At 64.3% G+C, this 25,147-nt stretch carries 35 protein-coding genes; 16 read left to right on the top strand and 19 right to left on the bottom strand.

Translation table 11 applies throughout. The features are described 5' to 3' along the window. Positions 1 to 27: 27 nt before the first annotated feature. From QMZ05_RS04600 to QMZ05_RS04620, 5 genes are all read right to left on the bottom strand, one after another. Positions 28 to 177, bottom strand: a complete 150-nt coding sequence (locus QMZ05_RS04600; RefSeq protein WP_016843021.1) for a hypothetical protein — start codon at positions 175 to 177, stop codon at positions 28 to 30. 55 nt (positions 178 to 232) lie between these two features. Continuing rightward, positions 233 to 1,051: a tetratricopeptide repeat protein gene (locus tag QMZ05_RS04605; RefSeq protein ID WP_353699699.1), complete on the bottom strand. Its 819-nt coding sequence runs from the start codon at positions 1,049 to 1,051 to the stop codon at positions 233 to 235. A 32-nt stretch (positions 1,052 to 1,083) separates the two neighbouring features. Next, positions 1,084 to 1,770 carry a substrate-binding domain-containing protein gene (locus tag QMZ05_RS04610; protein WP_353699700.1) on the bottom strand — a complete coding sequence of 229 codons (687 nt, stop codon included), beginning with the start codon at positions 1,768 to 1,770 and terminating at the stop codon, positions 1,084 to 1,086. 5 nt (positions 1,771 to 1,775) lie between these two features. Next, positions 1,776 to 2,480 (bottom strand): GrlR family regulatory protein, encoded by a 705-nt coding sequence (locus tag QMZ05_RS04615; RefSeq protein ID WP_353699701.1) that lies wholly within the window; start codon positions 2,478 to 2,480, stop codon positions 1,776 to 1,778. Between the two features lie 197 nt (positions 2,481 to 2,677). Beyond that, positions 2,678 to 3,712, bottom strand: coding sequence for a glutamine synthetase beta-grasp domain-containing protein (locus QMZ05_RS04620; protein WP_353699702.1), 1,035 nt, complete (start codon positions 3,710 to 3,712; stop codon positions 2,678 to 2,680). A gap of 540 nt (positions 3,713 to 4,252) precedes the next feature. Here QMZ05_RS04620 and QMZ05_RS04625 point away from each other — a divergent pair. Continuing rightward, on the top strand, positions 4,253 to 4,453 hold the full coding sequence (locus tag QMZ05_RS04625) for a DUF2735 domain-containing protein (RefSeq protein ID WP_353699703.1): 201 nt from the start codon (positions 4,253 to 4,255) through the stop codon (positions 4,451 to 4,453). A gap of 89 nt (positions 4,454 to 4,542) precedes the next feature. Here QMZ05_RS04625 and QMZ05_RS04630 read toward each other — a convergent pair whose 3' ends face one another. Next, on the bottom strand, positions 4,543 to 4,854 hold the full coding sequence (locus QMZ05_RS04630; RefSeq protein ID WP_353699704.1) for an MliC family protein: 312 nt from the start codon (positions 4,852 to 4,854) through the stop codon (positions 4,543 to 4,545). Positions 4,855 to 4,968: 114 nt separating this feature from the next. On the opposite strand from QMZ05_RS04630, the gene QMZ05_RS04635 reads away from it, so the two are divergent. Then, complete coding sequence (locus QMZ05_RS04635; RefSeq protein WP_353699705.1) at positions 4,969 to 5,712, top strand: tyrosine-protein phosphatase; 744 nt, start codon at positions 4,969 to 4,971, stop codon at positions 5,710 to 5,712. Positions 5,713 to 5,739: 27 nt separating this feature from the next. Here the strand turns inward: QMZ05_RS04635 and QMZ05_RS04640 are convergent, their stop codons facing one another. Both QMZ05_RS04640 and QMZ05_RS04645 read right to left on the bottom strand, forming a co-directional pair. Continuing rightward, positions 5,740 to 5,946: a hypothetical protein gene (locus QMZ05_RS04640; protein WP_035634033.1), complete on the bottom strand. Its 207-nt coding sequence runs from the start codon at positions 5,944 to 5,946 to the stop codon at positions 5,740 to 5,742. 114 nt (positions 5,947 to 6,060) lie between these two features. Further along, complete coding sequence (locus tag QMZ05_RS04645) at positions 6,061 to 6,777, bottom strand: SGNH/GDSL hydrolase family protein (RefSeq protein ID WP_353699706.1); 717 nt, start codon at positions 6,775 to 6,777, stop codon at positions 6,061 to 6,063. A 115-nt stretch (positions 6,778 to 6,892) separates the two neighbouring features. Between QMZ05_RS04645 and fabG the strand changes: the two genes are divergently transcribed. From fabG to QMZ05_RS04660, 3 genes are read left to right on the top strand one after another with little or no spacing between them, the layout of a single operon-like run. Further along, positions 6,893 to 7,573 (top strand): 3-oxoacyl-ACP reductase FabG, encoded by a 681-nt coding sequence (gene fabG, locus QMZ05_RS04650; protein WP_353699707.1) that lies wholly within the window; start codon positions 6,893 to 6,895, stop codon positions 7,571 to 7,573. A 59-nt stretch (positions 7,574 to 7,632) separates the two neighbouring features. Continuing rightward, positions 7,633 to 7,833, top strand: a complete 201-nt coding sequence (locus QMZ05_RS04655; protein ID WP_353699708.1) for a hypothetical protein — start codon at positions 7,633 to 7,635, stop codon at positions 7,831 to 7,833. After that, on the top strand, positions 7,830 to 8,084 hold the full coding sequence (locus QMZ05_RS04660; protein ID WP_353699709.1) for a hypothetical protein: 255 nt from the start codon (positions 7,830 to 7,832) through the stop codon (positions 8,082 to 8,084). Before QMZ05_RS04655 ends, QMZ05_RS04660 begins: the two co-directional genes overlap by 4 nt. A 28-nt stretch (positions 8,085 to 8,112) precedes the next feature. On the opposite strand, the gene QMZ05_RS04665 is transcribed toward QMZ05_RS04660, so the two are convergent. Next, positions 8,113 to 8,457 (bottom strand): hypothetical protein, encoded by a 345-nt coding sequence (locus QMZ05_RS04665; protein WP_353699710.1) that lies wholly within the window; start codon positions 8,455 to 8,457, stop codon positions 8,113 to 8,115. 139 nt (positions 8,458 to 8,596) lie between these two features. Here QMZ05_RS04665 and QMZ05_RS04670 point away from each other — a divergent pair, with 139 nt between their 5' ends. The 3 genes from QMZ05_RS04670 to QMZ05_RS04680 all read left to right on the top strand — a co-directional run bounded on the left by QMZ05_RS04670 (position 8,597) and on the right by QMZ05_RS04680 (position 9,997). Further along, the gene (locus QMZ05_RS04670) at positions 8,597 to 9,283 is read left to right on the top strand and encodes a DUF2161 family putative PD-(D/E)XK-type phosphodiesterase (protein ID WP_353699711.1); all 687 of its coding nucleotides are present in this window, start codon (positions 8,597 to 8,599) and stop codon (positions 9,281 to 9,283) included. A 16-nt stretch (positions 9,284 to 9,299) separates the two neighbouring features. Beyond that, positions 9,300 to 9,599, top strand: a complete 300-nt coding sequence (locus tag QMZ05_RS04675) for a putative quinol monooxygenase (protein WP_353699712.1) — start codon at positions 9,300 to 9,302, stop codon at positions 9,597 to 9,599. An 89-nt stretch (positions 9,600 to 9,688) separates the two neighbouring features. Next, positions 9,689 to 9,997, top strand: coding sequence for a hypothetical protein (locus tag QMZ05_RS04680; RefSeq protein ID WP_353699713.1), 309 nt, complete (start codon positions 9,689 to 9,691; stop codon positions 9,995 to 9,997). 81 nt (positions 9,998 to 10,078) lie between these two features. On the opposite strand, the gene QMZ05_RS04685 is transcribed toward QMZ05_RS04680, so the two are convergent. Next, positions 10,079 to 10,717 (bottom strand): GNAT family N-acetyltransferase, encoded by a 639-nt coding sequence (locus QMZ05_RS04685; RefSeq protein ID WP_353699714.1) that lies wholly within the window; start codon positions 10,715 to 10,717, stop codon positions 10,079 to 10,081. A 140-nt stretch (positions 10,718 to 10,857) separates the two neighbouring features. Further along, complete coding sequence (locus tag QMZ05_RS04690; RefSeq protein ID WP_050627638.1) at positions 10,858 to 11,256, bottom strand: PaaI family thioesterase; 399 nt, start codon at positions 11,254 to 11,256, stop codon at positions 10,858 to 10,860. 148 nt (positions 11,257 to 11,404) lie between these two features. Between QMZ05_RS04690 and QMZ05_RS04695 the strand changes: the two genes are divergently transcribed. After that, positions 11,405 to 12,193, top strand: coding sequence for a cobalamin-binding protein (locus QMZ05_RS04695; protein ID WP_353699715.1), 789 nt, complete (start codon positions 11,405 to 11,407; stop codon positions 12,191 to 12,193). Positions 12,194 to 12,238: 45 nt separating this feature from the next. Here the strand turns inward: QMZ05_RS04695 and kynU are convergent, their stop codons facing one another. From kynU to QMZ05_RS04720, 5 genes are all read right to left on the bottom strand, one after another. After that, complete coding sequence (kynU, locus tag QMZ05_RS04700) at positions 12,239 to 13,453, bottom strand: kynureninase (protein ID WP_353699716.1); 1,215 nt, start codon at positions 13,451 to 13,453, stop codon at positions 12,239 to 12,241. A 10-nt stretch (positions 13,454 to 13,463) separates the two neighbouring features. Further along, on the bottom strand, positions 13,464 to 14,303 hold the full coding sequence (gene kynA / locus QMZ05_RS04705) for a tryptophan 2,3-dioxygenase (protein ID WP_353699717.1): 840 nt from the start codon (positions 14,301 to 14,303) through the stop codon (positions 13,464 to 13,466). 27 nt (positions 14,304 to 14,330) lie between these two features. Next, positions 14,331 to 15,140 (bottom strand): alpha/beta hydrolase, encoded by an 810-nt coding sequence (locus QMZ05_RS04710; protein ID WP_353699718.1) that lies wholly within the window; start codon positions 15,138 to 15,140, stop codon positions 14,331 to 14,333. A gap of 160 nt (positions 15,141 to 15,300) precedes the next feature. Continuing rightward, on the bottom strand, positions 15,301 to 16,578 hold the full coding sequence (locus QMZ05_RS04715; protein ID WP_353699719.1) for an ArgE/DapE family deacylase: 1,278 nt from the start codon (positions 16,576 to 16,578) through the stop codon (positions 15,301 to 15,303). Positions 16,579 to 16,633: 55 nt separating this feature from the next. Next, entirely contained in the window at positions 16,634 to 17,359 is a 726-nt protein-coding gene (locus QMZ05_RS04720) for a pyridoxamine 5'-phosphate oxidase family protein (RefSeq protein WP_353699720.1), read from the bottom strand. 72 nt (positions 17,360 to 17,431) lie between these two features. Between QMZ05_RS04720 and QMZ05_RS04725 the strand changes: the two genes are divergently transcribed. Genes QMZ05_RS04725 through QMZ05_RS04735 form a run of 3 tightly spaced genes read left to right on the top strand, consistent with a single transcriptional unit; the run spans position 17,432 to position 19,407 of the window. Continuing rightward, on the top strand, positions 17,432 to 18,946 hold the full coding sequence (locus tag QMZ05_RS04725) for a PLP-dependent aminotransferase family protein (protein ID WP_353699721.1): 1,515 nt from the start codon (positions 17,432 to 17,434) through the stop codon (positions 18,944 to 18,946). A 54-nt stretch (positions 18,947 to 19,000) separates the two neighbouring features. Further along, positions 19,001 to 19,150 carry a hypothetical protein gene (locus tag QMZ05_RS04730; RefSeq protein WP_021079695.1) on the top strand — a complete coding sequence of 50 codons (150 nt, stop codon included), beginning with the start codon at positions 19,001 to 19,003 and terminating at the stop codon, positions 19,148 to 19,150. Positions 19,151 to 19,161: 11 nt separating this feature from the next. After that, positions 19,162 to 19,407 carry a DUF6719 family protein gene (locus tag QMZ05_RS04735; protein ID WP_353699722.1) on the top strand — a complete coding sequence of 82 codons (246 nt, stop codon included), beginning with the start codon at positions 19,162 to 19,164 and terminating at the stop codon, positions 19,405 to 19,407. A 50-nt stretch (positions 19,408 to 19,457) separates the two neighbouring features. Here QMZ05_RS04735 and QMZ05_RS04740 read toward each other — a convergent pair whose 3' ends face one another. Both QMZ05_RS04740 and QMZ05_RS04745 read right to left on the bottom strand, forming a co-directional pair. Then, positions 19,458 to 19,865 (bottom strand): hypothetical protein, encoded by a 408-nt coding sequence (locus QMZ05_RS04740; RefSeq protein ID WP_353699723.1) that lies wholly within the window; start codon positions 19,863 to 19,865, stop codon positions 19,458 to 19,460. Positions 19,866 to 19,903: 38 nt separating this feature from the next. Beyond that, positions 19,904 to 20,062, bottom strand: coding sequence for a hypothetical protein (locus tag QMZ05_RS04745; RefSeq protein ID WP_353699724.1), 159 nt, complete (start codon positions 20,060 to 20,062; stop codon positions 19,904 to 19,906). A 438-nt stretch (positions 20,063 to 20,500) separates the two neighbouring features. On the opposite strand from QMZ05_RS04745, the gene QMZ05_RS04750 reads away from it, so the two are divergent. Then, the gene (locus tag QMZ05_RS04750; RefSeq protein ID WP_353699752.1) at positions 20,501 to 20,728 is read left to right on the top strand and encodes a hypothetical protein; all 228 of its coding nucleotides are present in this window, start codon (positions 20,501 to 20,503) and stop codon (positions 20,726 to 20,728) included. A gap of 43 nt (positions 20,729 to 20,771) precedes the next feature. Here QMZ05_RS04750 and QMZ05_RS04755 read toward each other — a convergent pair whose 3' ends face one another. Then, entirely contained in the window at positions 20,772 to 21,275 is a 504-nt protein-coding gene (locus QMZ05_RS04755; RefSeq protein ID WP_353699753.1) for a CreA family protein, read from the bottom strand. 292 nt (positions 21,276 to 21,567) lie between these two features. Between QMZ05_RS04755 and QMZ05_RS04760 the strand changes: the two genes are divergently transcribed. From QMZ05_RS04760 to QMZ05_RS04770, 3 genes are all read left to right on the top strand, one after another. Further along, positions 21,568 to 23,313 (top strand): L,D-transpeptidase family protein, encoded by a 1,746-nt coding sequence (locus QMZ05_RS04760; RefSeq protein WP_353699725.1) that lies wholly within the window; start codon positions 21,568 to 21,570, stop codon positions 23,311 to 23,313. 81 nt (positions 23,314 to 23,394) lie between these two features. Beyond that, a complete protein-coding gene (locus QMZ05_RS04765) occupies positions 23,395 to 23,964 on the top strand; it encodes a glutathione peroxidase (RefSeq protein ID WP_353699726.1) in 570 nt (189 codons plus the stop codon). Between the two features lie 172 nt (positions 23,965 to 24,136). Further along, positions 24,137 to 25,120, top strand: a complete 984-nt coding sequence (locus tag QMZ05_RS04770) for a polysaccharide deacetylase family protein (RefSeq protein ID WP_353699727.1) — start codon at positions 24,137 to 24,139, stop codon at positions 25,118 to 25,120. Positions 25,121 to 25,147 lie beyond the last annotated feature (27 nt).

Genomic DNA, 25,147 nt, shown 5'->3' on the forward strand with positions numbered 1-25,147 from the left:
CCGCTTCACACTTTTCCGGATCATGCTCTAGTGGCGCTTGAAATACTGCACGTCGCGCTCGTGCTTCTCGGCCGCCGCGCGCGACTTGAAGGTGCCGAGATTGCGGCGCTTGCCGGTCTTCGGATTGACCTTGCGGGAATACAGGCGGTACTCGCCGGAACGCAGCTTGCGGATCATGACATCGCCTCGCCAGTGCCTTTCGCACGTCAACGACACGCGTGCGCGAGCGTTCCTAGAAGCAGAGGTTGGTCACGGCGTTGCCGCGCTTGTCCTTGATGACATACGGACAGCGGGCGCGCTCCAGCGCCTTCTTGGCGTCCTCATCGCCGAGTGCGGCAGCCCGCTCGTAATAGGCCTTGGCCGCATCGCTGTCCTTCGGTCCGCCGCGGCCGGCCTGCGCGAAGGCGCCCATCCGCTCCAGCGCACCGGGATGGTTCTGCGCCGCAGCCTTCTCGAACAGCGCCCGCGCGCCGGCATCGTCCTGCGCGCCGCCCTTGCCTTCCGCTAGCATCAGACCGAGCTGGTACTGCGCTTCGGCGTTGGTCTCGGCGGATTTGGCAAGCAGTTCACGCGCGCGTGCCGGATCGGATGCCGTGCTGCCGCCGAGCGCTGCAAGATTGCTGACGCCGCGCGCATTGCCGGCCTGCGCCGCACGCTCGAACAATTTGCGTGCCTGCGCCTCGTCCTTGGCGACGCCGGTGCCGTTGCCATAGAGCACGCCGAGTTCGACCATCGCCGATGTCGAGCCCTTGTCGGCCGCCTTGCGCCAGGCGGCTGCCGCTTCCGCGGTCTGCCGATTGGCGGCATAGGTGCGGCCGAGCTCATACATTGCGCGGCGCGACGACTTTGCCGCCACCGCGCAATACTTGATCGCGGTCGCGATATCGGCCGCCGCAATATCGCCCACGCCCTTCACGTCGGCCGGCTTGTCGGGATCAGAGGGATCGGCGGCGAGCCGATCGCACAGCACGAGGTCGGCCGATTGCGCGTGGGCGAGCACGGGCGCGGCCAGCGCTGCGATGACGACAAAGGCTTGGAGAGATTTGGACATGACCAGCAGGTTGCGTCGCGGTGCAGGCAAATTCAAGGCTCGAGCCCGGTCTCGCGCAGCACTGGCGCGACCTCGGGTGACGACAGATAGCGCAGCAGATGCTCGGCGGCCGCGGCACGCTGCGAGGCCGTCATGCGGCCTGCCGAGAACACCGCCGGCGTCTGCAAATTGAGAGGAATTGGCCCGACCACCTCGATGCCGTCGACCTGCTTCAACTCGCTGATCTGCTGGATCGCAAGGTCAGCCTCGCCGGTGACGAGCTTTTCCGCGGTGAAACCCATGGGAATGATCACTGCGCGCGCGGTGATCGCCTCCGCGATGCCGAGCCGCGCGATCAGCTGCGCGAACAGGATGCCGCTGGCGCCGAGCCGCGAATAGGCCACCGCGCGAGCACCGAGCAAGGCCTCACGCAATGCGGCTTCGCTCGCGATGTCAGGATGCGCAGCGCCCGCCTTCACCGCGACGCCGACATAGGAGCGCGCCAGATTGACTGCACTTTGCTGCGCCACGCGCACCTCGCCGATCATCTCCTCGAGGCCTTCGCGGGTCAGGATCACCACATCGGCTACCTCGCCCTCGCGCAGGCGTTCGAGCAGCGCCAGCGTCGGCGCAAAATCGGCATCGATCGCAACGCCGCTTGCCGCCTGGTAGGCCGCTGCAAGGCGCGCGACCGCGCCCTTCAGCGCCAGCGTCGAGAGCACGCGAACCGAATGGTCCATCCCGCTTACGCCCGCCGCATCAGCTTGAGCGCGGCGGTCAGCCGGAGGCTGCGCTTGCCGGCAAGTGCAGTCGCTTCGAGCACGGCGCCCTCCGCATCGCAGGTGCCGGCGAAGCCGATACCGACCTCATGGCCGCCGAAGATCGGGTTCTCGCTCATCGCCGAGGTGTGCTCCTGGTTGAGGATCTGGCCCTTCCAGCGGCCCTTCTCGGAGGTGTAGGTGCCGAGGTAGTAAAAGAACGCATCGCCGCCGAGGATGCGGCCGTTGTTCAGCAGCATCACGCCGGTGAGGCCGCCGTCGACCCCGTCGAGCACGCGGATGTCGATCGAATAGAGCCCGTCGATAATGCCGCCCTCGCCGACGCCGCCGGCGATCGGGACTTCGTCCTCGGTGATCGGCGTCATCACCGACTGGAACGGCACGCCGGGCAATTCCTTCAGCTCGCCCTTGAAGCGATAGAGCTCGCCATCGGGCGCACCCTTTGCAATGAGCGTCGCGTCATCGGTGCCGGCCATCGCGCGGTAGTTCGGATCGGGGTTGTGGCGGACGGTCTGGATCTCGACCGCGACCTCGTCACCGTGCTTTTCGTAGGTGCCGATATGGGCGAAGGCCGAGTTGCCGCCGAGCATCTTGCCGTCGCCGACATACATCACGCTGCGGCCGACAGCGCCGCCCAGTTCGAACCGGACCTTGTAAAACCCTTCAAACAAGCGCCGTGTCCCCGGCAGCCAAGATGCAATCGTTATCTAGCGCGGTTCATAACGCAGCGAAACCGCTTTCGGCGGCAAGCTGCCCGCAAACACTTTGGCTAAAAAGCAAGGGTCCGCCAAGGCAGTCGCCCTGGCGGACCCGATTGCGGGACCGGATGGCTCCATCCGGATCCGGAAGCTGCTTAGGCCGCAGCCGCTTAAGCTGCAGCCTTGGCGCCGGTCGGCACCTCGGCGATCGTCTTCAGGATCTGCGAAGCGATCTGGTAGGGGTCGCCTTGGGAGTTCGGGCGGCGGTCTTCCAGATAGCCCTTGTAGCCATTGTTGACGAAGGAGTGCGGAACGCGGATCGAAGCACCACGATCAGCCACGCCGTAGCTGAACTTGTTCCACGGCGCGGTCTCGTGCTTGCCGGTCAGACGCTTGTCATTGTCCGGGCCGTAGACTGCGATGTGGTCCATCAGGTTCTTGTCGAAGGCCTTCATCAGGCTTTCGAAATAGTCCTTACCGCCGACTTCGCGCATGTACTTGGTCGAGAAGTTGGCGTGCATGCCCGAGCCGTTCCAGTCGGTGTCGCCGAGCGGCTTGCAGTGGAATTCGATGTCGATGCCGTAGCTCTCGGTGAGACGCAGCATCAGATAGCGGGCCATCCACATCTGGTCAGCGGCGGTCTTGGAGCCCTTGCCGAAGATCTGGAATTCCCACTGGCCCTTCGCCACCTCGGCGTTGATGCCTTCGTGGTTGATGCCGGCGTGCAGGCAGAGATTCAGATGCTCTTCCACGATCTTGCGGGCAACGCTGCCGACGTTCTTGTAGCCGACGCCGGTGTAGTACGGACCCTGCGGAGCCGGATAACCCTGCTCCGGGAAGCCGAGCGGGCGGCCGTCCTTGTAGAAGAAGTATTCCTGCTCGAAGCCGAACCAGGCGCCTTCGTCGTCCAGGATGGTGGCGCGCTTGTTGGACACATGCGGGGTCTTGCCATCGGGCATCATGACTTCGCACATCACCAGCACGCCGTTCTCGCGCGCACCGTCGGGATAGCAGGCGACCGGCTTCAGCACGCAGTCAGAGCTGTGGCCTTCAGCCTGCTGGGTGGACGAACCGTCAAAGCCCCACAGCGGAAGCTGTTCGAGGGTCGGGAACGACGCGAATTCCTTGATCTGCGTCTTACCGCGCAGGCTCGGCGTCGGCGTATATCCGTCGAGCCAGATATACTCGAGCTTGTACTTGGTCATTGAACCTCTCTGTTGATGATGCAAAACCGTGAGGAACCGAAAGCCAGTCGGCCGCCGCACGCGTACCCGGCCACCATCGGCCGGCTCTTACTAAGCAATTAAAATGCCAGTCGCTGCACTGCGGCACCGCCGAGCCTGCGGATGTCCACAGCGGACATCGCATTTTTAGCTGCGACAAAGCAGCGCGGCTGGCATGCGCCGCCGTCAGCCAAAATCTTCTCTCCGCCCCCTCCGCCGCCCGTTTCTGCAGCAAATTTGGCTACGGCAAGCATCCACCGATTAATGCGGCGGCAGCGCCATGTGACAGTTCGTGCCCAAGCATCGGGTGCCCGGCAACCATTGCCTCGGCCCAAGCGTTGGTCAGCCGCCCCCTGCCTCACAGGAAGCAAACCCGGATTTGCCTACTAATTAGACAACACCTGACTATTTCTTAGTCACTTGCACCCTGCCAGGCCCGGACCGATGTTGAAAGCACGGTAACCGCACACGAATGAGTCGGGCGCACCATGGAGGCTCGCACCGGCCAAAGGAGACTTTGACATGATCACCACCGGCCAAAATCAGGGATCGGCAACGATCTATCAATTCCCGGCAGGGGGCCGCGCGGCTCTCGGCGGACGTCGCTATGGCGAGGCGCGGACGGTGCGCGATCTTGCCGCTGAGGTCGAGACCTCGGCATGCAGCGAGAGCTGGTACCACCAGGCCGCCATCGACGACGCCAAGCCGAGCCGCGATCACTGATGTCGATCGGGCGGAGAGGCGTGACGCACAAGCGTCAGACAACAGCAGGATCGTAAGAGAGGGTCGGAACGAAGCGTTTCGGCCCTTTTTCATGCCAGCTCGCAGGCCGTCACCGGCCGCTTCGCATGCCGCAGCCTGGTCAGCCCGGACCGCGTGATCTCGAGCGTGACGCCACCGCCTTTGTAACGCGTCCCCGTCAGCGACAGCCGCTTCGTCAACGTCACCGCCTTGCCGTCGACCTGCAGATGCGCGCGCGTGTCGCCATTGAAGAACGCCGCGATGAACTGCGTGCCGTCGGCACAACGATAATTCCGGAACGCGGACTGCGCCGGCGCCGCCGAGGAACCAAAAACCTCGAAAAGAATTGCGCCGATGAGAATGGCGCCCCCGCGATAAGTCATATTCTCCCCCCGAGAGGCCGGTTATAGACCTGTCTGCGCCGATACTCCCGCGCCAGGACGTGCTGAATCAAGACGTCATGAATCAAGACCGCAACAGCTGCAACAGGCCCGCCGATGTCAGAAGCCCCTGCCCGTCACCTCAATCTCGCCGGCGCCAGCAATTTCCGCGACCTCGGCGGCTACCAGACGCGTGACGGCCGGACGGTGCGCTGGCGGCAGATCTTCCGCTCCAACCATCTTGCGCATCTCACCGAGCAGGACGTGGCCGTGGTGCGCGGCCTCGGGGTCAGAAGCGCGTTCGATTTCCGCGGCGTAGCCGAGCGCGCCGAGGCGCTGTGCGGCATGAGCGACGTGACCGTGCATTCGCTCCCGGTCGAGCCGACGGTGGTGGCCGCGCTGCGTGAGATCGCCAGCAACCGTCACCTCTCGGAAGCCGATGCGATCGACGTGATGCGGGATTCCTATCGCGGCTACGTGCAGGACAACACGCCGCGTTATCGCACGTTGTTTGCCCATCTGCTCGAAGACCGCGCGCCGCTGGTGATCCACTGCACCGCAGGCAAGGATCGCACCGGCTTTGCCTGCGCGCTGATCCTCCACGCGCTCGGCGTATCCGATCAGGTGATCGCGGACGACTATCTCCTGACCAACCAGTACTACAAGCGCGATCCGGCCCACAGCACCGAGCTGCCCGATGACGTCAAGCAGGTGCTCGGCACCGTGCGCGCGGCGTTTCTGGAAGCGTCGTTCGCTGCGATCGATGCCGACTATGGCGGCCTCGACGGTTATTTCCGCGAAGGCCTCGGGCTCGGCCCGGCCGAGCGCAAGGCGCTTGAAGGCCGCTATCTGCAGGCCTGATCCGTTCGCTTGATCAGTACACTTGGCTCAGGCCGCAGCGGCCTCGAGCTCGAGCTCCGCGTCGAGATCGGCGATCACGTCCTCGAAGGCCGAGATGGCCTGCTGGATCGCCGCGATCTGCATCAATTCCCAGCTGCCCACCGGCCCCTTGCGATTCTGTAGTGCTACGACGAGATCGCGCCGCTGTTCCTTAAGCTGAACGAGCGGTAAACCGTGATCCGGAAGATTTCCCATTGCAAAAACCCCTACCTTGGCTGGTGTTCCGCTTCTACGGAAAGGGTTCTGCAAACGACTTACGGAACTGCCGCAAATTTTATCCAACTGGCCCTCCCCCGTAGTCTTACGTAGTCAAGACGACGAGTTCGCGCTGCGTGCCACCGCATCGTTGATCGCACCGAGCAATGCTTGAGTGACGCAATCGGTCGCCCACTCGCTCGTATGGAGATGCTCCTGCGCACCATCGTCGAGTTCGGAGAGCGGAATTCCGGCATCGACCCATTGCTTCATCAGCGCAAAGCGGCGGAACAGGTTGACTTTCCTGCTTACGGCAACGTCGGCGATCATCGGCATGAACTGGTTGGCGAGCTTGAGCACGTCTGGCGTGCCGATGATGGCCTGGGTGTACTGCGAATCCATCACCACGACGTCCAGCGGCAGCCCGGCAAGCACATCGAGTCCTGCCTCGAATGTCGCTTGCACCTGATCGAAGTTGTAGTTCCTGTACACGGCGTTGGTGCCGACCTGCCAAATCACCATCGCCGGTGCTTCGGCGATGACATCGGATTCGATGCGCGAGAACTCTTCCGGCGCCTCTTGCCCGCCGATCCCCCGGTTGATGATATCGATCATCCGGCCGAAGGACTGCTTCTGGCTTCGCCACAGGATCTCCAGCCGCGGCGGAAATGGGAGAACTCTATCGGCTCCCGCGGTCGATGATGATCCGAGGGCAACGATCTTGACCTTGCGTTCGCGCGCGAGCGCTTGCGCAAGATGCGGCAATCCGTAACTGAACTTGACGAGCTCGAGATGGGTTTCGCACGGCCTTGGTGTCGGCATCGCAAACATCCTTGAGGCGAATGAACTGATGAATACGCGCAGTAGGAGATGAAATCGGCGGCATTGCAAATGAAATCCGCCTGATCATAGTGGGTGGCAGCCTGTTGCTGATACGGAGACCGCCATGAACGGAAAAGCCATCGTCATCACCGGCGCCCTTGGCGCGCTTGGCAAGGTGGTCGCCGAAGAAGCCCTCGCGCGTGGTGCGCGCGTCGCCGGCATCGATCATGCGTCATCGCAGTTCGCGGCAACGGCCGACCGTATCGAGCTCGGCGGCGTCGACCTCACCGACACCACGCACGCGACAGCTGCGATCGACAAGGCGGCGGCGCATTTCGGCCGGCTCGACGCACTGATCAACATTGCCGGCGGCTTCACCTTCGAGGCGGTCAGCGACGGCGATCCCGCGACCTGGCAGCGCATGTATGCGATGAACGTGATGACCGCCTTCAACACCTCGCGCGCGGCGATCCCGCATCTCGCAAAGTCCGGCGCCGGACGCATCATCAATATCGGCGCACTTGGCGCCTTGCAGGCCGCCTCGGGCATGGGCCCCTACGCCGCCTCGAAGGCCGGTGTGCACCGCCTCACCGAGTCTCTCGCTGCCGAGTTGAAGGGCAAGGTCACGGTCAACGCAGTGCTGCCCTCGATCATCGACACCGCCGCCAATCGCGCCGCGATGCCGAAGGCCGATATCTCCAAATGGGTGACGCCGAAGGAACTGGCCGAGGTCATCCTGTTCCTCGCCAGCGACGCCGCAAGCGCCGTCACCGGCGCGCTGCTGCCGGTCAACGGGCGGGTTTAGACACGCCACCACTTTTTCGACGCCTTTCCGGTCGATCTGGCCGGTGTTATATGTTGGTCATGACGACTGCAGAAGACATCGAAAAGGCCGTCGAACAGCTACCTCCTCGTGAGCTGGCCCGTTTTCGCGCCTGGTTCGAAACGTTCGATGCCGAGCGTTTCGATGCAGCGATCGAACGGGACGCAAAGGCCGGGAAACTCGACGCGTTGGCGGACGAAGCGCTGGCAGCGCATCGCGCCGGGCAGTCGCGCGACTTGTGAAGCACTCAGCCTCCCCCAAATTCTGGGCAGCGTACGAGCAATTGCCGGTTCCAATCCGGGACCTTGCAGACGCGAACTTTGCGCTGTTAAAGCGCAATCCACGTCATCCATCTCTCCAGTTCAAGAAAATCGGACGATTTTGGTCGGTTCGGGTCGGTCTGCGTTATCGCGCGCTCGCTGTCGAAACGGACGAAGGATACCTCTGGTTCTGGATCGGCTCTCACGCAGAGTACGATCGCCTGATCGGCTGACGCTGCAATCCGGCCGGCATCGGTCAGTTTAGTCCGCAACCAGGAGCCGCAGCTTCGACCGGAAGCGGATGCTCTGCTTGCCGGCGAGCGCCATGCCGTCGCCCTCGGCGGTCTGATCGGTGTAGGTGCCGGTGAAGCCGATGGTGACCACCTTGCGTTCCCAGACCGGGCGCTCGCCATAGGTCGGCGAATGCTCCTCGTTGGTGACCTCGCCCTTCCACTTGCCGCCCGCCGCGGTGTAGCTGCCATAGGCGTAGAAGAACGAGTCGCCGCCGCGCATCTGGCCGTCGCGCAGCACCATGACGCCCTGGTTGCCGCCAGAGACGCCGTCGAGAAATTCGACGGTGATGTGATAGAGCCCGTTCCGGATCATGCAAATGGTCGCGCCGTTGTCCCCGGCCCAACATAACCGCTTGGCCCCGCATTGGGCAAATTCGATCCGCCTCGATGGGGGCAATTCCGCGCTATGCTGGCGCACCGAGTCGCGGCCGGATGCCGCAGGAGCCTGCCCGTTGGAAACCGCGCTTTATCTGCCCGTCAAACGCTTCCTCGAAAAGCTCGGCTTCACGGTGAAGGGCGAGATCGGCGGCTGCGACCTGGTGGCGCTGAGCGGCGATGATCCACCGGTCGTCGTGATCGGTGAACTCAAGCTCGCCTTCAATCTCGAACTGATCCTGCAGGCGGTCGACCGCGCCGGCGCCGCCGATGAGGTGTGGATCGCGGCCAAGGTCTCGGCCCGCGGCAAGGGCCGCGAGAGCGACGCGCGCTATCGCAATCTGTGCCGGCGGCTCGGCTTCGGCATGCTCGGCGTCACCGACCGCGGCGACGTCGAGGTGCTGGTGCCGCCGCCGACCGCGGCACCGCGCCGCAATCCGAAGAAGCGCTCGCGTCTGATCACCGAGCATCAGAAGCGCAAGGGCGATCCCGCCATGGGCGGATCGACACGCGCGCCGATCATGACGGCCTACCGGCAGCAGGCGCTGGCCTGCGCCTGCGCGCTCTCGGATGGACCCCGGCGCGTCAAGGACCTGCGGGCCGAGTGCCCCGACGCCGGCAAGATCCTGCAGCATAATGTCTACGGCTGGTTCGATCGCGCCGAGCGCGGCATCTATGTGCTGACCGATGCCGGTCGTGCGGCGCTGAAGCGCTGGCCGCAGCAGCCGAATGGTGCGTCAGGGGCACAAGCTGCCCGTAACTAACCAACTGGGGGAGATCATGATCGTCGTCACCGGCAGTGTCACCGCCCGCCCCGACTCTTTCGAAGAGGTGCGGCGATTGAGCCTCGAGCATGTCCATCGCTCGCGCACCGAGCCCGGCTGCATCTCGCACACGGTCCATGTCGACTGCGAGAATCCGCTCAGGCTGGTGTTTTTCGAGCAATGGGCCGACCGCGCCGCGCTGGCGGCGCATTTCGCCGTCCCCGCGTCACGCGATTTCGTCCGCTCCTTGCAATCTCTGGCGGCCGCAGCGACCACCATCGAACTTTATGATGCTCACAAGATTGAGAGACTCTAGCTGCATGGCTGGATTGCCATCTCATATTCATATTGCAATGCAACATTGGGGACCTTACGTATCTCCCGCGATTCAAAGATGAGGCGGCGATGAGCGGAGACTGGAATACCAAGTATGGCACCCGGCGCGTGCGGCATGATCCGCCGACGCTGGAGGAGGCAATCTTCGCGGCCATCGGCATCACCGATGACGTGGAGGCCCAGGCCGAGATCGCATCGTCCCTGATGGGGCTGCCTTTTGACGAGGTGCTGGCCGAGGTGAAGAAGACCGCGCGCGTCAGCGCCCGCACCGGCACGGCAACCCGCGTGATCGCCGGCGAACAGGGCGCGCAGCGTTCTGTCGTGGTCGAGCGCCGCGTGGTCCGCCGTCTCGCGCCGGCCAAGCGCACCGGCACCTGAACAACGACATCCAGCTACTTAAAGAAAAAGGGCAATCCGCTGAGCGGATTGCCCTTTTTGTCTTTGAAGTGAGTTCTGAGCTTAGGCGGCCCGGCCCCAGCCGGACATCTGCATCACCATTCGCCAATAGGCGCGGTTCATGTCGACGATCGCGCGCGCCGCCGCGATCGGCGTCACCGGAGCGATCGGCGGCGAAGCCGTAGCCGGCGCCTGTTTTAGCTGGTGCTGCTCGGTCAGGTCGATACTGCCGGTGGACTCACCATGACGGAAGGTCAGCTGCGCACCGAACTTGGTGGCGAGCGCACGCATCGCGTCGTTCTGTGCGCCGGTGGTGATGCGCAGGCTGCCGTAGCCCTTGGCATGCGCCTCGGTGATCAGCTTGCGGAACAGCGTGCTGCCGACGCCCTTGCGCCGCGCCGACCGCTCGACGCTGAAGGCGATCTCGGGCTGCGCATCCGGCGACTGCTCCGGCGGATGCAGCTCGGCGGCGCCGCGGACCATGCCATCCTCGAAATAGGCGATGATGACCGTGCCGTCGTTGGCGCAGCGCTCGGCGTAGCGGCGGATGAAGCTGTCGTCGATGAAGCCATGAAAACGATCATGACGGCTGGTTCGATCCAGCCTCAGCAGATGATCGCGCAGCAGAGGAAGCTCCTCTTGCTGGCTCAACGTCCGCACGGTGCCCCGGGCAGATGTCGAACTGATGGAATCGTGGTTCATTTCATAACTCCTCTTGGTAGCCCTCGAGGAGGCGTCGACTCCCTAACGGTCCCTATATTGTGCGACGCACCATATAATTCAAGTACTGAGATTCATTTAAGTAAACAATGATGTGATCGGAAAATCACATCATCGCCCCATCATAATACCAGCTGGGTTTGAGTGACGACGGCAACCAGCTTCCCGTCCTCCGTTTCCAGCCGGGTCTGCCAGACCTGGGTGCGTCGACCCCGGTGAACCGGCGTCGCCGTGGCGATCACGGTGCTCCCCTCCTTGGCGCCGCCGATGAAGTTGGTCTTGCTCTCCAGCGTCGTGGTGCCCTTGGCGTCCTCGGGCAGGTTGATCACGGTGGCGGCGGCACCGACCGAGTCCGCAAAGGCCATCACCGCGCCGCCGTGGATCGTGTTCCGCAGGGTACAGAGGTCCGGCCGCACCACCATCTTCGCGACCACGCGATCCTGGCCGGCCTCGGTGAAGGTGACGCCCTTCAGTTCCGCAAACGGCATCTTCATCGACTGGATCTTTTCGAGCGGCGTCATGGGCACTCCCTGGCTTGTGCGGGCTTCTTTGAGGTTGGTGCCGGCATGATGGATTGCCTGACCGGGCCCGGCAATGACCTCCGAGGTAATCAAGCGGATGACGTCATGGCGCCGTGACAACCCTTGGCGAGTCTGCATACCGTCTGTGATGCGTGACTTCCCTCCCCGCCGGATCGTCTGCCTGACCGAGGAGACGGTCGAGACGCTCTATCTGCTCGGCGAGCAGGACCGCATTGTCGGTGTCTCCGGCTACGCCGTGCGGCCGCCGCAGGTCCGCCGCGAGAAGCCGCGGGTGTCTGCCTTCATCTCCGCCGACATCCCGAAGATCCTGGCGCTCGATCCCGATCTGGTGCTCGCCTTCTCCGACCTGCAAGCGGACATCGTTGCCGATCTCGTCCGCGCCAGTGTCACGGTCCATGTCTTCAATCAGCGCGATGTCGCCGGCATTCTTGCGATGATCCGCAGCCTTGGTGCGATGGTCGGCGCCCCCGATCGCGCTGAACGGCTCGCGCAAAGCCTCGAACAACGGCTGGCCGCGATCGCGGCTACGCCGCGCCCGGGGCCGCGGCCGAAGGTCTATTTCGAGGAATGGGACGATCCGCTGATCAGCGGCATCGGCTGGGTGTCCGAACTGATCGAGATCGCCGGCGGCGAAGACGCGCTGCCGCATCTGCGCGCGCATAAAGCTGCTAGGGATCGCATCGTCACGCCTGGTGCCGTGCGCGCGGCGATGCCCGACGTGATCCTGGCATCCTGGTGCGGCAAGAAGGTCGTGACCGACCGCATCAGGGCCCGTGACGGCTGGAGCGACATTCCGGCTGTCCGCAACGATCGCATCGTCGAGATCAAGTCGCCGATCATTTTGCAGCCCGGCCCCGCCGCGCTGACTGATGGGCTCGATGCGATCGTCAATGCGTTGTGGTCGCGACACCCATGATTGCTCGCCGCAGTCACCATGAGGCTTCGGGATAACGCCCGTTGCTCACGTCACCGCATTCACGACCTGATATTCTGGCCGGCGCCACACCTCGCCATTGATCACCTCCTCGATGATCTCGGCGGCCTTCAGCACCTCGGGTTCGCCGATATACAGCGGCGTGATCCCGAACCGAATGATATCCGGCGCCCGGAAGTCACCGATCACGCCGCGGGCAATCAGCGCCTGCATGGCGGCATATCCGCCGGCGAAGGCGAACGACACTTGCGACCCGCGCTGCGCATGCGCCCGCGGCGTCATCAGTCGCAGCGACGGACAGCGTCGCGCGATCTCAGCGATCAGCAAATCGCCGAGCGCGAGTGAGCGTGAGCGGACTTCGCCGATATCGACACGATCCCAGATGTCGAGCGATGCCTCCAGCGCGGCCATCGCCAGCACCGGCGGTGTGCCGACACGCATGCGCTCGACGCCATGAGCAGGTCGATAACCGAGATCGAAGGCGAACGGCTTGGCGTGCCCCATCCAGCCCGACAACGCGGCGCGCGCCTGATCAGCATGCCGCGGCGCGACGTAAAGGAAGGCCGGCGCGCCGGGGCCCGCGTTAAGATATTTATAGGTGCAGCCGGCGGCGAAATCGGCGCCGACGCCGGCAAGATCGACCGGCAGCGCGCCGGCCGAATGGGCGAGATCCCAGACCGTGACGATGCCGAGCGCATGCGCCTTCGCGGTCAGGCTCCGCATGTCGTGGCGACGGCCGGTGCGGTAGTCGACCTCCGTCAAATAGAGCACCGCAATGTCGTCCGACAGCGATGACTCGACCTCCTCCGGGGCCGCCAGCCGCAATTGATGGCCGCGCCCGAGCGTCGCGATCAGCCCTTCCGCCATATAGAGATCGGTCGGGAAATTACCGGTATCGGACAGAACGACCTTGCGCTCCTGGTTCATCTCGAGCGCGGCCGCAAGCGCCTGATAAACCTTGAGCGACAGCGTGTCGCCGATCATCACCGTGCCAGGCGCGGCGCCGATCAGGCGAGCGAGGCGGTCGCCCACGCGGCGCGGCTGCACGTACCAGCCGGCGCTGTTCCAGGCGCGAATGAGCTCATCGCCCCACTCGGCCGTGATGACATGCGCAACGCGTTCGGCAACGCCCAGTGGCAGCGCACCAAGCGAGTTGCCGTCAAGATAGATGACATCCGCGGGCAGATGGAACATTGCCTTGGTGTCGTCGTAGACGCGCAGTTGCGATTTGGCTTCGATCATGACACCTCGCCTAGAGGACGGTGCGGACACGCCACAGTTCGGGAAACAGCTCGACCTCGAGCATCCGCTTGAGATAGCTGACCCCACCAGTACCGCCGGTGCCGCGCTTGAAGCCGATGACGCGCTCCACCGTCGTCACGTGATTGAAGCGCCAGCGGCGAAAATAATCCTCGAAGTCGACCAGTTTCTCGGCGAGCTCGTAGAGCGTCCAGTTGGCTTCGGGAGCTTCGTAGACGCGGCACCAGGCTTGCATCACGCCCTCGTCGAAGTGATGGGTCTCGTGGACGTCGCGTGACAGGACGGCCGCGGGCATGGTGAGCCCCTTGCGGTCGGCAAGCCGGAGCACCTCGTCATAGAGGCTCGGCGTCGCAAGCTCGGTCTTGAGCAAGGCCGTCACCTCGGGGTCATGGGCGTGCGGTTTCAACATCGCGCCATTGCGATTGCCGAGCAGATATTCGATCAGCCGGTATTGATAGGACTGGAGGCCCGAGGATTGTCCGAGCCGCGAGCGGAAATGGGTGTATTCGCTGGGCGTCATGGTGCGCAGCACGTCCCAGGCGTTGTTCAACTGCTCGAAGATGCGGGAAACGCGCGCGAGCATCTTCATCGCCGGCGACACCTCTTCGCGTGCGATGGCATGACGGGCGGCGCGGAGCTCGTGGATGGCGAGCCGCATCCACAGTTCGGAAGTTTGATGCTGGATGATGAAGAGCATCTCGTCATGCGCGTCCGAAATCGGGTGCTGGGCGCCGAGCAGCGCATCGAGTTGCAGATAGTCGCTATACGACATTTTCCGGGCGAAATCGGTCTCGGCGCCCTCGACCGCGGGATCGTAGTCGTTGCTGCTCATGACACATCCTCTCGATCGATCCCCGCCTCAAACAAGGCCCAGAAGGCGCCTCGTGATGGCCGAGGATGGATCTTTCAGCCCATCGACAACAGTAAAATGGTTATGCCCGGGGTCGACGACGAGGTGCGTAGGCACGTCGAATCCGGTCCAGATGTTCGCCATCAGCTCTGCCTGACGGATGAACTCGGGTCGCTCGCTACCGCCGACCCAGGTGGTCAGCGGCGACTTGCCCCGTGGCAGATGCAAGGCGGCGCTTTCGAGCGCTGCCTCGCCCATGTTCATCCGGAGCGTCTCGTTCATCACGGTCTGCAGGAGCGGTCGCAGGTCGTGTAGACCGCTGATCGACAGCGTCGCCACTACTCTGTCGTAGATCTCAGGTTCGAGACGGCCGTCGTCGCACAGCATGCGCGTAACGAGATGGCCGCCTGCGGAATGGCCGGCCAATCGAATAGGCCCGGAGACCTGGGCAGCAGCCGAAGCAATCGCGACCGCGATCTCGGCCGTGATGTCAGAGATGCGCGCGGCCGGTGTCAGCGTGTAACTTGGCAGCGCAACCGTCCAGCCGTGGCTTCGCGCGCCCTCGGCGAGGTCGGTCCATGACGATTTATCGAAGCGCATCCAGTAACCGCCATGCACGAAGACGACGAGACCCTTGCTGTCGCCGTCCGGCAGGATCAGGTCGAGACGCTGCCGCTCTCCCGATCCATAGGCAATATCCGGCTTGAATGATTTGAGTCTGGCGCGATAGGCGGCTGCTCGCTCCGCCCACCGCGCCGGCAGCTCATCCGATCCCGGCACGTGGGCCGAATTGGCGTAGGCATCATCCCAGTCGCGCATCGTGGCTCCTCGAAGATTCGCCGTCGATCGGACGCCATTTTGCCACCGGCGGGGCTGTTCGCCCAGCCTTTATTTTAAACTTAAAGCATCTGGCTATCCCTCGCCCGAGCCTTCCCCGGCAAGCGGAGCGATAGCGCGCCGAGCCCGCAACGCAAAAGGGCTACGCCTTCTCCACCCCGCACCATTCCGCGATGAACAGCGCCATGGCCTTGGTCGATTGCCGCAGCGAGTCCAGATCGACATATTCGTTGAAGCCGTGCATCGCCGCGCCGCTGGCGCCGAAGCAGAGGCTCGGAATGTCGTAGTTCAGGCCGTAGAAGCGCGTGTCGGTCAGCGCGGTGAAGGCGCGGTCTTCCACCGCACCGCCATAGACTGCCTGATGTGCCTTGGCGAAGGCGGCCTCCGGAGCCTCGGAGTTCACCAGCTCATAGCCTTCCGACAGGAAGCCGGACCACTCCACCTGCGGCGGATTGTTGGAAAGGAAACGGTGGTCGCGCGCCGCGGCCGCAACGCAGGCCAAAATCTCCTTCTGGCATTCGGCGATCGACCATCCCGGCAGCACCGCGATACGGCAGTCGACGTCACACCAGGCCGGCACGCTGGACGCCCAGTCGCCGCCCTTGATGATGCCCGGGTTGAAGTTGATCGGATGATTGACGTCCTTGAAATGGCGGTCGGCCTTGGCGCGCTCGTTCCAGGCGATCTCGAGCTTCTCCAGCGCATGCACCAGATGATACGCCGCCATGATCGCGTTCGAGCCGGCACCGGCCTCGAACACATGCACCGGGAAGCCTCGCACCTTCAGTCGGAACCAGATCACGCCGACCTGTGAACGGATCATCTTGCCGTTGGTCGGCTCCGGGATGAAGCAGGCATCGGCGCGATAGCCGCGCTGCAAGGTCGAGAGCGCGCCGACGCCGGTGCTCTCCTCTTCGATCACGGACTGGAAGTGAATCCGCGCGGTCGGCTTCAATCCGGCCTTCCTGATCGCATCCAGCGCATACAGCGCGGCGATGGTGCCGGACTTCATGTCGCAGGCACCGCGGCCATACATCCTGCCGTCCTTGATCACAGGCGAGAACGGCGGCGTCTCCCACATCTCCAATGGGCCGGTCGGCACCACGTCGCAGTGGCCCTGCAGGATCAGCGATTTGCCGGCATTGGTCGCCGGGCGGTAGGTACCGACCACCGTGCGCGCCTTGGAGAAATCATGCTCGATCGGGCCGAAGCCGCGCAGATCCTTGAGCTCGTCGAGATTGATGTGCCAGTCGTCGACCTCATAGCCGCGCTCGCGCAGCAGATCGCCGATCATGTCCTGGCACGGCCCCTCGGCGCCGCGGGTCGAGGGGATCGCGACAAAGGCCTGCGTCGTCGCAAGCTGCGCATCGAATCCCTCGTCAACGGCGCTAAGGATTCGTTGTTGCGTCTCGGCAGTCATGCGGCAGCTCCATGGGGGACATCAGACAAGGTGGGAGCCGTAGCGTAACCTGATTTCACTCCGCCGGGTATTGCGCAAAATAGGCATCCCGCAATGCATCTTCGAGCAGGCGGCCTTCCGAATAGCCATCGAGCGTAGCAGGCCGCGTCACGCCGTCGAGCAACCGCGGGCACGGCTCTGGCGCGCCGAGCACGGTGCGTACCGGAATCCGCTCGGCATAGATCGGCAACTCGTAATCCTCGTCGTCGTCGGCGACGCCCTTGGCGCGCACCTTTGCCGAGGCCTCCTCGATCTCCATCGCGATGAATGAGGTCGCCTTGATCTCCTGCTTGTTGCTGGCGCGCAGGCTCGCGGTGCGCTCGGGAAAGAAGCGGTCGACCATCGCGACGATCGCCCGCTCCTTCTCCTCCGGGTCGGTCACGAGATAGGCTGACCCAAACGCCATCACGGCGCGATAGTCGGCCGAGTGGTTGAAGCCGCAGCGCGCCAGCACCAGGCTGTCGAGATGGGCGACCGTCAGGCACACCCGCTGCCCCTCCGACTGGTTCTCCAGCATCCGGCTTGCGCTCGAACCGTGCCAGTAGAGCCTGGTGCCCTCGCGCCAGAAGAAGGTCGGCGTGCAATAGGGCTGGCCGTCGATCACGTAGGAGACGTGGCACAGCATCGAGGCGTCGAGGATCTTGTGCACGTTGGCGTGGTCGTAGAAGCCACGGTCATGGCGGCGCTTCACCCGGTTACGGGATGACAGCGGATAGGACGGAGTGGATGCACCTTCGGTCACGGCAAGCCTCGCGGGATTTGGAATCTTTCAAGAGTTGTAGCGGGTCATTTGGTCTGCGATAGTGCCAATTCCATGCGAAAAATTCCGACCAATTCCCGCAAGCCCGCGGCGCGCAAGCCCGAGCTGCCGCTCGACCTCACCGGCCCGCATGTCACGGCCGGCGCGGCCTCGCAGCAGCGGCTCTATCAGGCGCTGTGCCACACCATCGTCGGCGGCCTGGTCAAGCCGGGCGAGCCGCTGCCGCCGTCGCGCACGCTCGCGAGGCAGACCGGCTTCCGCCGCAACGCGGTCACCACGGCCTATGAGCGGCTGATCGCCGACGGCTTTGCGGTGGCGACCACCGGCTCCGGCACGTTCGTCGCCGCGCGCATTCCTGCGCAGGCCGGCACGCCGCGACGTGCGAAGATCGCGATCGAGCCGCCGCAGCACGATGCGCTGTCGCTCGGCTGCACCCATATCGACGAGCGCGCGCTGCAGCGCTTCCGTGCCTTTGCCGGTCGGAGGCTGCGCGCCTTCGGCTCCGAGCATCTGCATTACGGCGACCCCCGCGGCAGCAGAGAGTTGCGCGCCGCGATATCGGACCATCTGCTCACGGCGCGCGGGCTGCGCTGCGACCCCGACCAGATCATGCTGGCCTCGGGCACGCTGCACGCGCTGCGCATCGTGCTCGGGGCCATCCTCAAGCCCGGCGACCAAGTCTGGTGCGAGGATCCCGGCTATCCGGCGGCACGCCTCGCCATCGAGCATTGCGGCTATCGGCCGGTGTCGGTGCCGGTCGACGCGTCCGGCATGTGCGTCGACAAGGGGCGCGTCTCCGCGCCGCGGGCACGCGCGGCCTATGTCACGCCGTCGCACCAGTTCCCGCTCGGTGTGCAGATGTCGATGCCGCGCCGGCTCGAATTGCTCGACTGGGCAAGAGCTGCCGGCGCCTTCGTGTTCGAGGACGATTACGACAGCGAGTTCCGCTATGACGGCGCGCCGCTGCTGTCGCTCGCCGGCATCGATCATCTGCGCCGCGTGATCTACATGGGCACGTTTGCGAAGACGCTGTTTCCGGGACTGCGGATCGGTTACTGCGCCCTGCCCGAGGCCTTGATCGGCCCGGTGACCGAAGCGCGCGCCGCGCTCGACCGTTTTCCCGGCACATTGATGGAAGGCGCGGTCGCCGACATGCTGAACTCCGGCGCCTTCGCCGCCAATCTGCGCAAGTCGCGAAAACTCTATCGCGAGGCGCGCGACGTCCTGGCGTCGACGCTAGCGAGTGCATCCGAGGGCGAGCTCACAGTTCCCGTGCCGTCGCAGGGCCTGCATCTCGTGGCGCGGCTCGATCCCGCGACCGACCCTTTGATTGCCGCGCAGGCCAAGGCGAGTGCCGGCGTCGGTGGCTGGCTGCTCGCCGAGACCTATCATCGCGCGCAGCCATTGCCCGGCTTCGTGCTGGGATTCTCCGGTCATCCGGTTCCGCAACTCGTCACGGCGGCGGAACAACTGGCGAAGACAACGCTGAGCGCGCTACGCGCAACGCGCAAGATATCCGTCAAGGCATCCGCCAAGCCACCACGCTCTAGGAGAATCGCAGCCGCCTGACTAAGGTCGCCCGCGTTGAGTCGTTGAGTCAGTGTCCGCTTAAGGAGATACCGGATGCCCAATCGCAACGTCCTGTATCTCGTGATCGGCGCGCTGGTCGTGATCGCAGGCATGCTCGGTTACAATCTTTACCAGGCGAAGAAGCAGCCCGAAGGTCTGCAGATCAATGTCGGCCCCGACGGGCTCAAGATCCAGAACAAGTGAAGGAGGCCGCGATGTTGCGCACGGGACTGGTTGCGCTGGTCGGCATCGCAGCACTTGGCGCGATGGTTCACTCCGCCGCCGCAGAGCAGTCCTTCATGCGCGAGGGTGACATCGTCGACCTCAGGGTCGGTCAGCGCGTCTTCGTCGATGATGGCTCGTGCCCCGCCGGGCAGATCAAGCAGGTCGTCGGTTCCAGACTGAGCGAGAACGGCGTGGTGCGCACCCGCAGCTGCGTGCCGCGCCTCGCCAAAAAATAAACGCCCCGCTGTCGCGAGGCGCCTGCTTCATCGCTGCGTTGACGCCCTGCTCAGTTCGAGATCGGCTCGAACATGCATTGCAGCGTCGGCTTGGCGATCTTGGTGAAGGTCGGGCCGATCTCGCCCTGCTTCGACGGCGGCACCCAATCGGTCTCGATGGTCGGCACGCCGGTCTCGCTGATCCCGCGCAGCAGTGCCTGGCGGAGATCGGGATCGTCCACCGTCGCAGCGGCATGATCGTGCAGGCAACCGCACACTGCCTCGGGATGGGCCCAGCGGCCGAGCATATGCGGCGCACACTGGCGCACGAATTCGTCGCGCGGCTCAGGCACCCGGTACAGCGACCGGATCTGCATCGACTCGAGCGGGAGTTGGGATTGAGCCTGCGCGGAACCCGCCAAAGGGCCGATCGAGGCGAGCGATGCGAGCATCGCGGCGAAACAGATTCGGAGCAACATGGGGAGCCTTTACCGGCGTTTCTGTTTTTACGTCGCGATCAGTTGGCCTGCGCCACCACCATCGGGGCCGAGGTGACGACCGGCGAGCCGTTATAGGAGAAGGTGCCGATGCCGGGCAAACCGGTGTCGGGGGATCCAGCCATCGTCGAACCGGCCATCACGAAAGCGAAGGCGAGGATCAGGCTCATGGTCCGCATCTGACAGTCTCCGTCATTTCGGGGTCGGCGCCCGGCGCCGTTGTGTTGACGGTTTGATAACGATCTGCCGTTTCTGGAGTTCTGCGGAACAAGCCGAAAATGGTTTCGTTGGGACGAGAATTGTTTCGTCGGCGGGCGATCCACGAAACATTCAGCGGAAAACCTCAATGTTTTCAGCGGCCGCGGTGCAGGAACCATCCTGCTCAAGATTTCGCGGGCTCAACCTGCGCGCCTGTGGATAGTTGGAATATGCAAGCAGACTGAGCGCTCTAGCGCGCTTTCTTAACTTTCCTCTGCTGAGACAGGAAGCAGTCCAGCAAGGACGGCATGAACCGGGCGACGGTTCGGCCGACTCATCTGGGCGCCGTGCAACCAACTCCGCGGTGGCACGTTGTCGTGATCCCGATCCAACGGTTGTTGAGATCAATCCAACGAAGGATGTCCGTCGTGGGCAATGGCAACACCGGTGTTGGCAATGATTCCGCGGCCCGCAAATCCGGCCAGCAGCAACAGATGACGGCCGCGATGCCGCAGCAGGGCGCTTATGTGATGGGCGACAATGAGTGCGCGCCGCAGAAGCTGGTCCGCCTCGTCGGCTGCCGCGACTCGAAGCTCAAGCCGGGCTTCAGCGTTGGCACGAAGCAGTTCGGGCAAACCAAGCGCTAGCTCTCCCGCTGCTTCAACCACCGGAGCCAAGCCCCTGCTCCCGCTACTGAATGAACTCGCCGCACTTCTGCACCGCGGTGGCATCGGCCGCGCCCCATGGCATGATCGGCACCGACGACGTCGAGTTCTTCGGCGAGCCTTCGATCAGCTTGTCCGAATAGACCATGTAGACCAGCACGTTGCGCTTGGCGTCGCAGCCGCGCACGATCTGCATCTTCTTGAAGAACAGCGACCGGCGCTGCCGGAACATGTCGTCGCCCTGGCCGAGCTTGTTCTTGAAGCGGATCGGCCCGATCTGCCGGCAAGCCAGCGAAATATCAGAGACTTCCTCGGCAAGGCCGAGCCAGCCCTTGAAGCCGCCCTTCTCCGGCACCGTGAAGTGACAGGCAACGCCCTCGACCTCGGGGTCGTCGACGCCGTAGGTCGCGAGCTTGTCGTTGGGGCTCACCCATTTAAACACCGTCGAGCGGCGGAAGATCAGGTCCGGCTCGTCGGCCGCCGCCGCAGGCGTTGCCTGCCCCAAGGTCGCCAATGAGGCGAGCAACATCAGCAGCGCCGCGCACCCCCATCGAGACAGCAGTCGCACATCACACAGGCTCACAGTTCTCGATGTCATTGAGGTCTCCGCGGGGTAGGTCCCGCCTATGTAGTGCGCAAACGCCGCACAGGAAGGCGCTGACAGTTCGGTGATCGCGCCCGGCGCTTTAACCTCTTGTGAGGCTTTTTTGTTACTCTTTCGTCGAAAATTCGCCCCTCACGGAAGGGTTAGATCGCTTGCGCTGGTGAACGCGTACCGCGTCTGCGACAACCAATAGATAGTTTGGACTGGGATTCGGAATATGCGCGCGAGCGGTCGTCGGATTTCGATTTTTGATTCTGCGAATGGGCGGTTCTGGCAGTTTGCAATTCTGACGGCGGCCGGCACCGTGGCCGCCTCGTCACAGGCCGATGCGGCGCTGTTCTACTGGAATCGCGACTCCGCCTATTACGGCGATGTCGAGCCGATGCCGCAGCCGGTTCGGCCGAAGCCGAAGCGCAATCTCGCCAAGAAGGCTCCGGCGATCGAGAAGGAGGCCGGCAGCAAGCCGCAGGGTCCCCTGATCATCTCGGTCTCGATCGACCAGCAGCGGGTCAGGATCTACGACGCCAACGGCCTCTACGCCGAGAGCCCGGTGTCGACCGGCATGAAGGGGCACTCGACCCCGATGGGTGTCTTCAGCGTCATCCAGAAGCAGAAGTACCATCAGTCCAACATCTACAGCGGCGCGCCGATGCCGTACATGCAACGCATCACCTGGTCGGGCATCGCCATGCACGCCGGTGTGCTGCCCGGCTATCCGGCCTCCCACGGCTGCATCCGCATGCCGATGTCGTTTGCGGTCAAGATGTACAACTGGACGCGGATGGGCGCCCGCGTGTTCGTCACGCCGGGCGCGATCTCTCCAGAGAATTTCTCGCATCCGCTGCTGGTGACGCAGAAGGTCGCGCCGCAGCAGCCGGTGGCCGACGAGATTCTGAAGATGGATGCGCCGCTCGGCGTGAAGAGCGACAAGGGCGCGGACAAGCCGCAGACCGAACTCGATTTGCGCAGCAGCGTCGGCCACGCCGCCGCCGCGTCGCTGCGCGACAACACCCACACCGCCGACGCCAGCGGCGCGAGCGCGTCGGTGACGATGTCCGATGCGTCCTCCGCCGCGAGCGATCCCATCGCCGACAAGCGTGCAGCCGACCCGTCACAGCCGACAAAGCCCGGGATCGCCGCGGCCGACCAGCCGGCCGAGACCAATTCCGCCGGCAACGGCAGCGTCGCCACCGACGACAAGTCGGCCAGCGAAACCACCGGCAGCACCGACACGCCGAAGTCGGAGGTCTCCGCGAACGACCCGGTGAAGGCCGAAGCCAAGGCCGACGAACCGAAGGCGGATGCCGCCAAGCCTGAGGTCGCCGAGGCGCCCAAGGTGGATGCGCCGAAGGCCGATGCGGCCAAGGACGCCGCCAAGGCGGCGGATGGCGTCAAGACCATCGACAAGCCCGCCGAAGCCGCAACTGCGGCCGACGCGCCCGACGCCAACAAGGACCTAGCCAAGGATCCGGCGCGGTTGCCGGGCATCGCCAAGATCGACGTGTCGAAGCGCGCCGGCCAGATCGCGGTATTCATCAGCCGCAAGGATTCCAAGCTCTATGTGCGGCAGAACTTTGCGCCGCTGTTCGAGGTGCCGGTGACGATCGCGGCCGGCGACCGGCCGCTCGGCACGCATGTGTTCACCGCGGAAGCCGACAAATCAGATGCCAACCTGCTGCGCTGGTCGGTGGTGACGCTGCCGACCCGCAACGCCGCCCGCATCGACGTCGAGGACCGCACCTCGCATCGTCGCAAGGTGGCGGCCGCAGCGCCGGTCGAGGTCAAGCCGCAGCCGGCGACCAACAGCCCGGCCGAAGCGCTCGACCGCATCTCGATTCCGGCTGACGTGATGGCGCGGATCAACGAAGCGCTCGGCACCGGCGGATCGATCATCGTGTCCGACCTCGGCGTCAACCAGGGCGAGACCGGCGAAGGCACCGACTTCATCCTGCCGCTGCGCTAAGCCCGCTATAACGCCTTCTTGAAAGCCTGCGCCTGCCCGCTGGATTATGATGCAAGCCGCATCTGTTCCGGGGACGAGACCATGATGGACCGCAGGACACTGATCGCGGCGGCCTTGGCCGCGGCCGCAGGCTCCCGTGCGCTGCATGCGCAGCCGCCCGCGATGAGCCGGATCACCGCCTACGCCTTCTCATTCCCGGCACTCGACGGCGGCGACATCCGCCTTGCCGACTATGCCGGCCATCCCCTGATGATCGTGAACACGGCGTCGCTCTGTGGCTTCACGCCGCAATATGCCGGCCTGCAACAATTGTGGACCGAGTTCCGCGATCGCGGCTTCGTCATCATCGGCGTGCCCTCCGATGATTTCGGCGGCCAGGAACCCGGCGGCCCGACCGAGATCGCCGAGACCGCGCAGCATCAATATGGCGTCACCTTTCCGATCGCGGCGAAAGCGGTGGTCCGCGGCACGAGCGCGCATCCGTTTTACCGCTGGGCCGCGGAGGCGCGACCGAAGGACGTGCCGCGCTGGAATTTCCACAAATACCTGATCGGCCGCGACGGCTACATCGCGGATGTCTTCCCTGAGTCGGTCACGCCCGACGACACCCGCATCAAGACCGGGATCGCACGGGCATTGGCGGCGGCCTGAGAAGCGGCGATAATCCCCGGAATTAACTGATCCGACGAGGATTTTGGACACGAGCCCGCCACGTTCATTGCCTTGGCGTCGCGACTGCGACTAGGGTACGATCGGATGGGGGCGAAAGCGGTCCGGCCGCGGCGATGCCGCGACCTGGAGCGCGATCAGCAGGGAACACACCATGCGCATTGCGGCAGGTCTGATTTTCGCAGGGACCGTATCGTTGCTCGCGTCGAGCGCAGCTTGGTCGCAGACGCCGCCCGCCAAGGGCGCTGCCACAGCGCCGGCAGCCGCACCAGCGGCCGCGGCTCCAGCGCCTGCACCTGCCGCAGCGGCCGCTCCGGTGCCGCCGAAGCAGCCGCCGCAGCCCGCGCGCGCCGCCTGCACCAATCCGAACGCGCTCGGCGTTGCCCGCACCGTCGAGATCGACACAACGGGCGGACCGGGCTTCGGCTTCGAGCATTTCAAGCAGCTCGACTTCCTGCGCGACCATGAAGTGGTGCTGACCTTCGATGACGGTCCATGGCCGGGCAACACGCCGGCGGTGCTGAAGGCGCTCGCGGATGAATGCACCACGGGCATCTTCTTCCCGATCGGCAAGCACGCCACCTATCACCCCGAAATCCTGCGTCAGGTCTATGCCGCCGGCCACACCGTCGGCTCGCACACCTGGTCGCACGAGAACCTGAACAACAAGAAGCTCACCGAGGATCAGAAGAAGGACGAGATCGAGCGCGGCCTCGCCGCGGTGAAGTGGGCGCTCGAGACCTCACCCTCGCCGTTCTTCCGCTTCCCGGCGCTGCAGCATCCGCCCGAGATGGTCACCTATCTCGGCAACCGCAACATCGCGATCTTCTCCTGCGACCTCGATTCCTTCGACTTCAAGTCGAAGAACTCGCAAGCCGTGATCGACACCGTGATGAAGAAGCTTGCCAAGCTCGGCAAGGGCATCATCCTGATGCACGACTTCCAGAAGCACACCGCGGAGGCGCTGCCGACGCTGCTGACGCAGCTCAAGGCCGGCGGCTACAAGGTGGTCGCGATGCGCGCCAAATTCCCGGCGACCGTGCTGCCGCAATACGAGCAGGAGCTCGCCAAGGACGTCAAGCTGCCGACCGTGAGCTCGCGGCCGGTGAACAGCGTCGTCACCACGGTCGATCAGTAAGCGCGCCGGCCAAGTCTTGGTGTCTGG

The sequence above is a fragment of the Bradyrhizobium sp. INPA03-11B genome (assembly GCF_040446015.1).
In the GTDB taxonomy this organism is placed as follows: domain Bacteria; phylum Pseudomonadota; class Alphaproteobacteria; order Rhizobiales; family Xanthobacteraceae; genus Bradyrhizobium; species Bradyrhizobium macuxiense_A.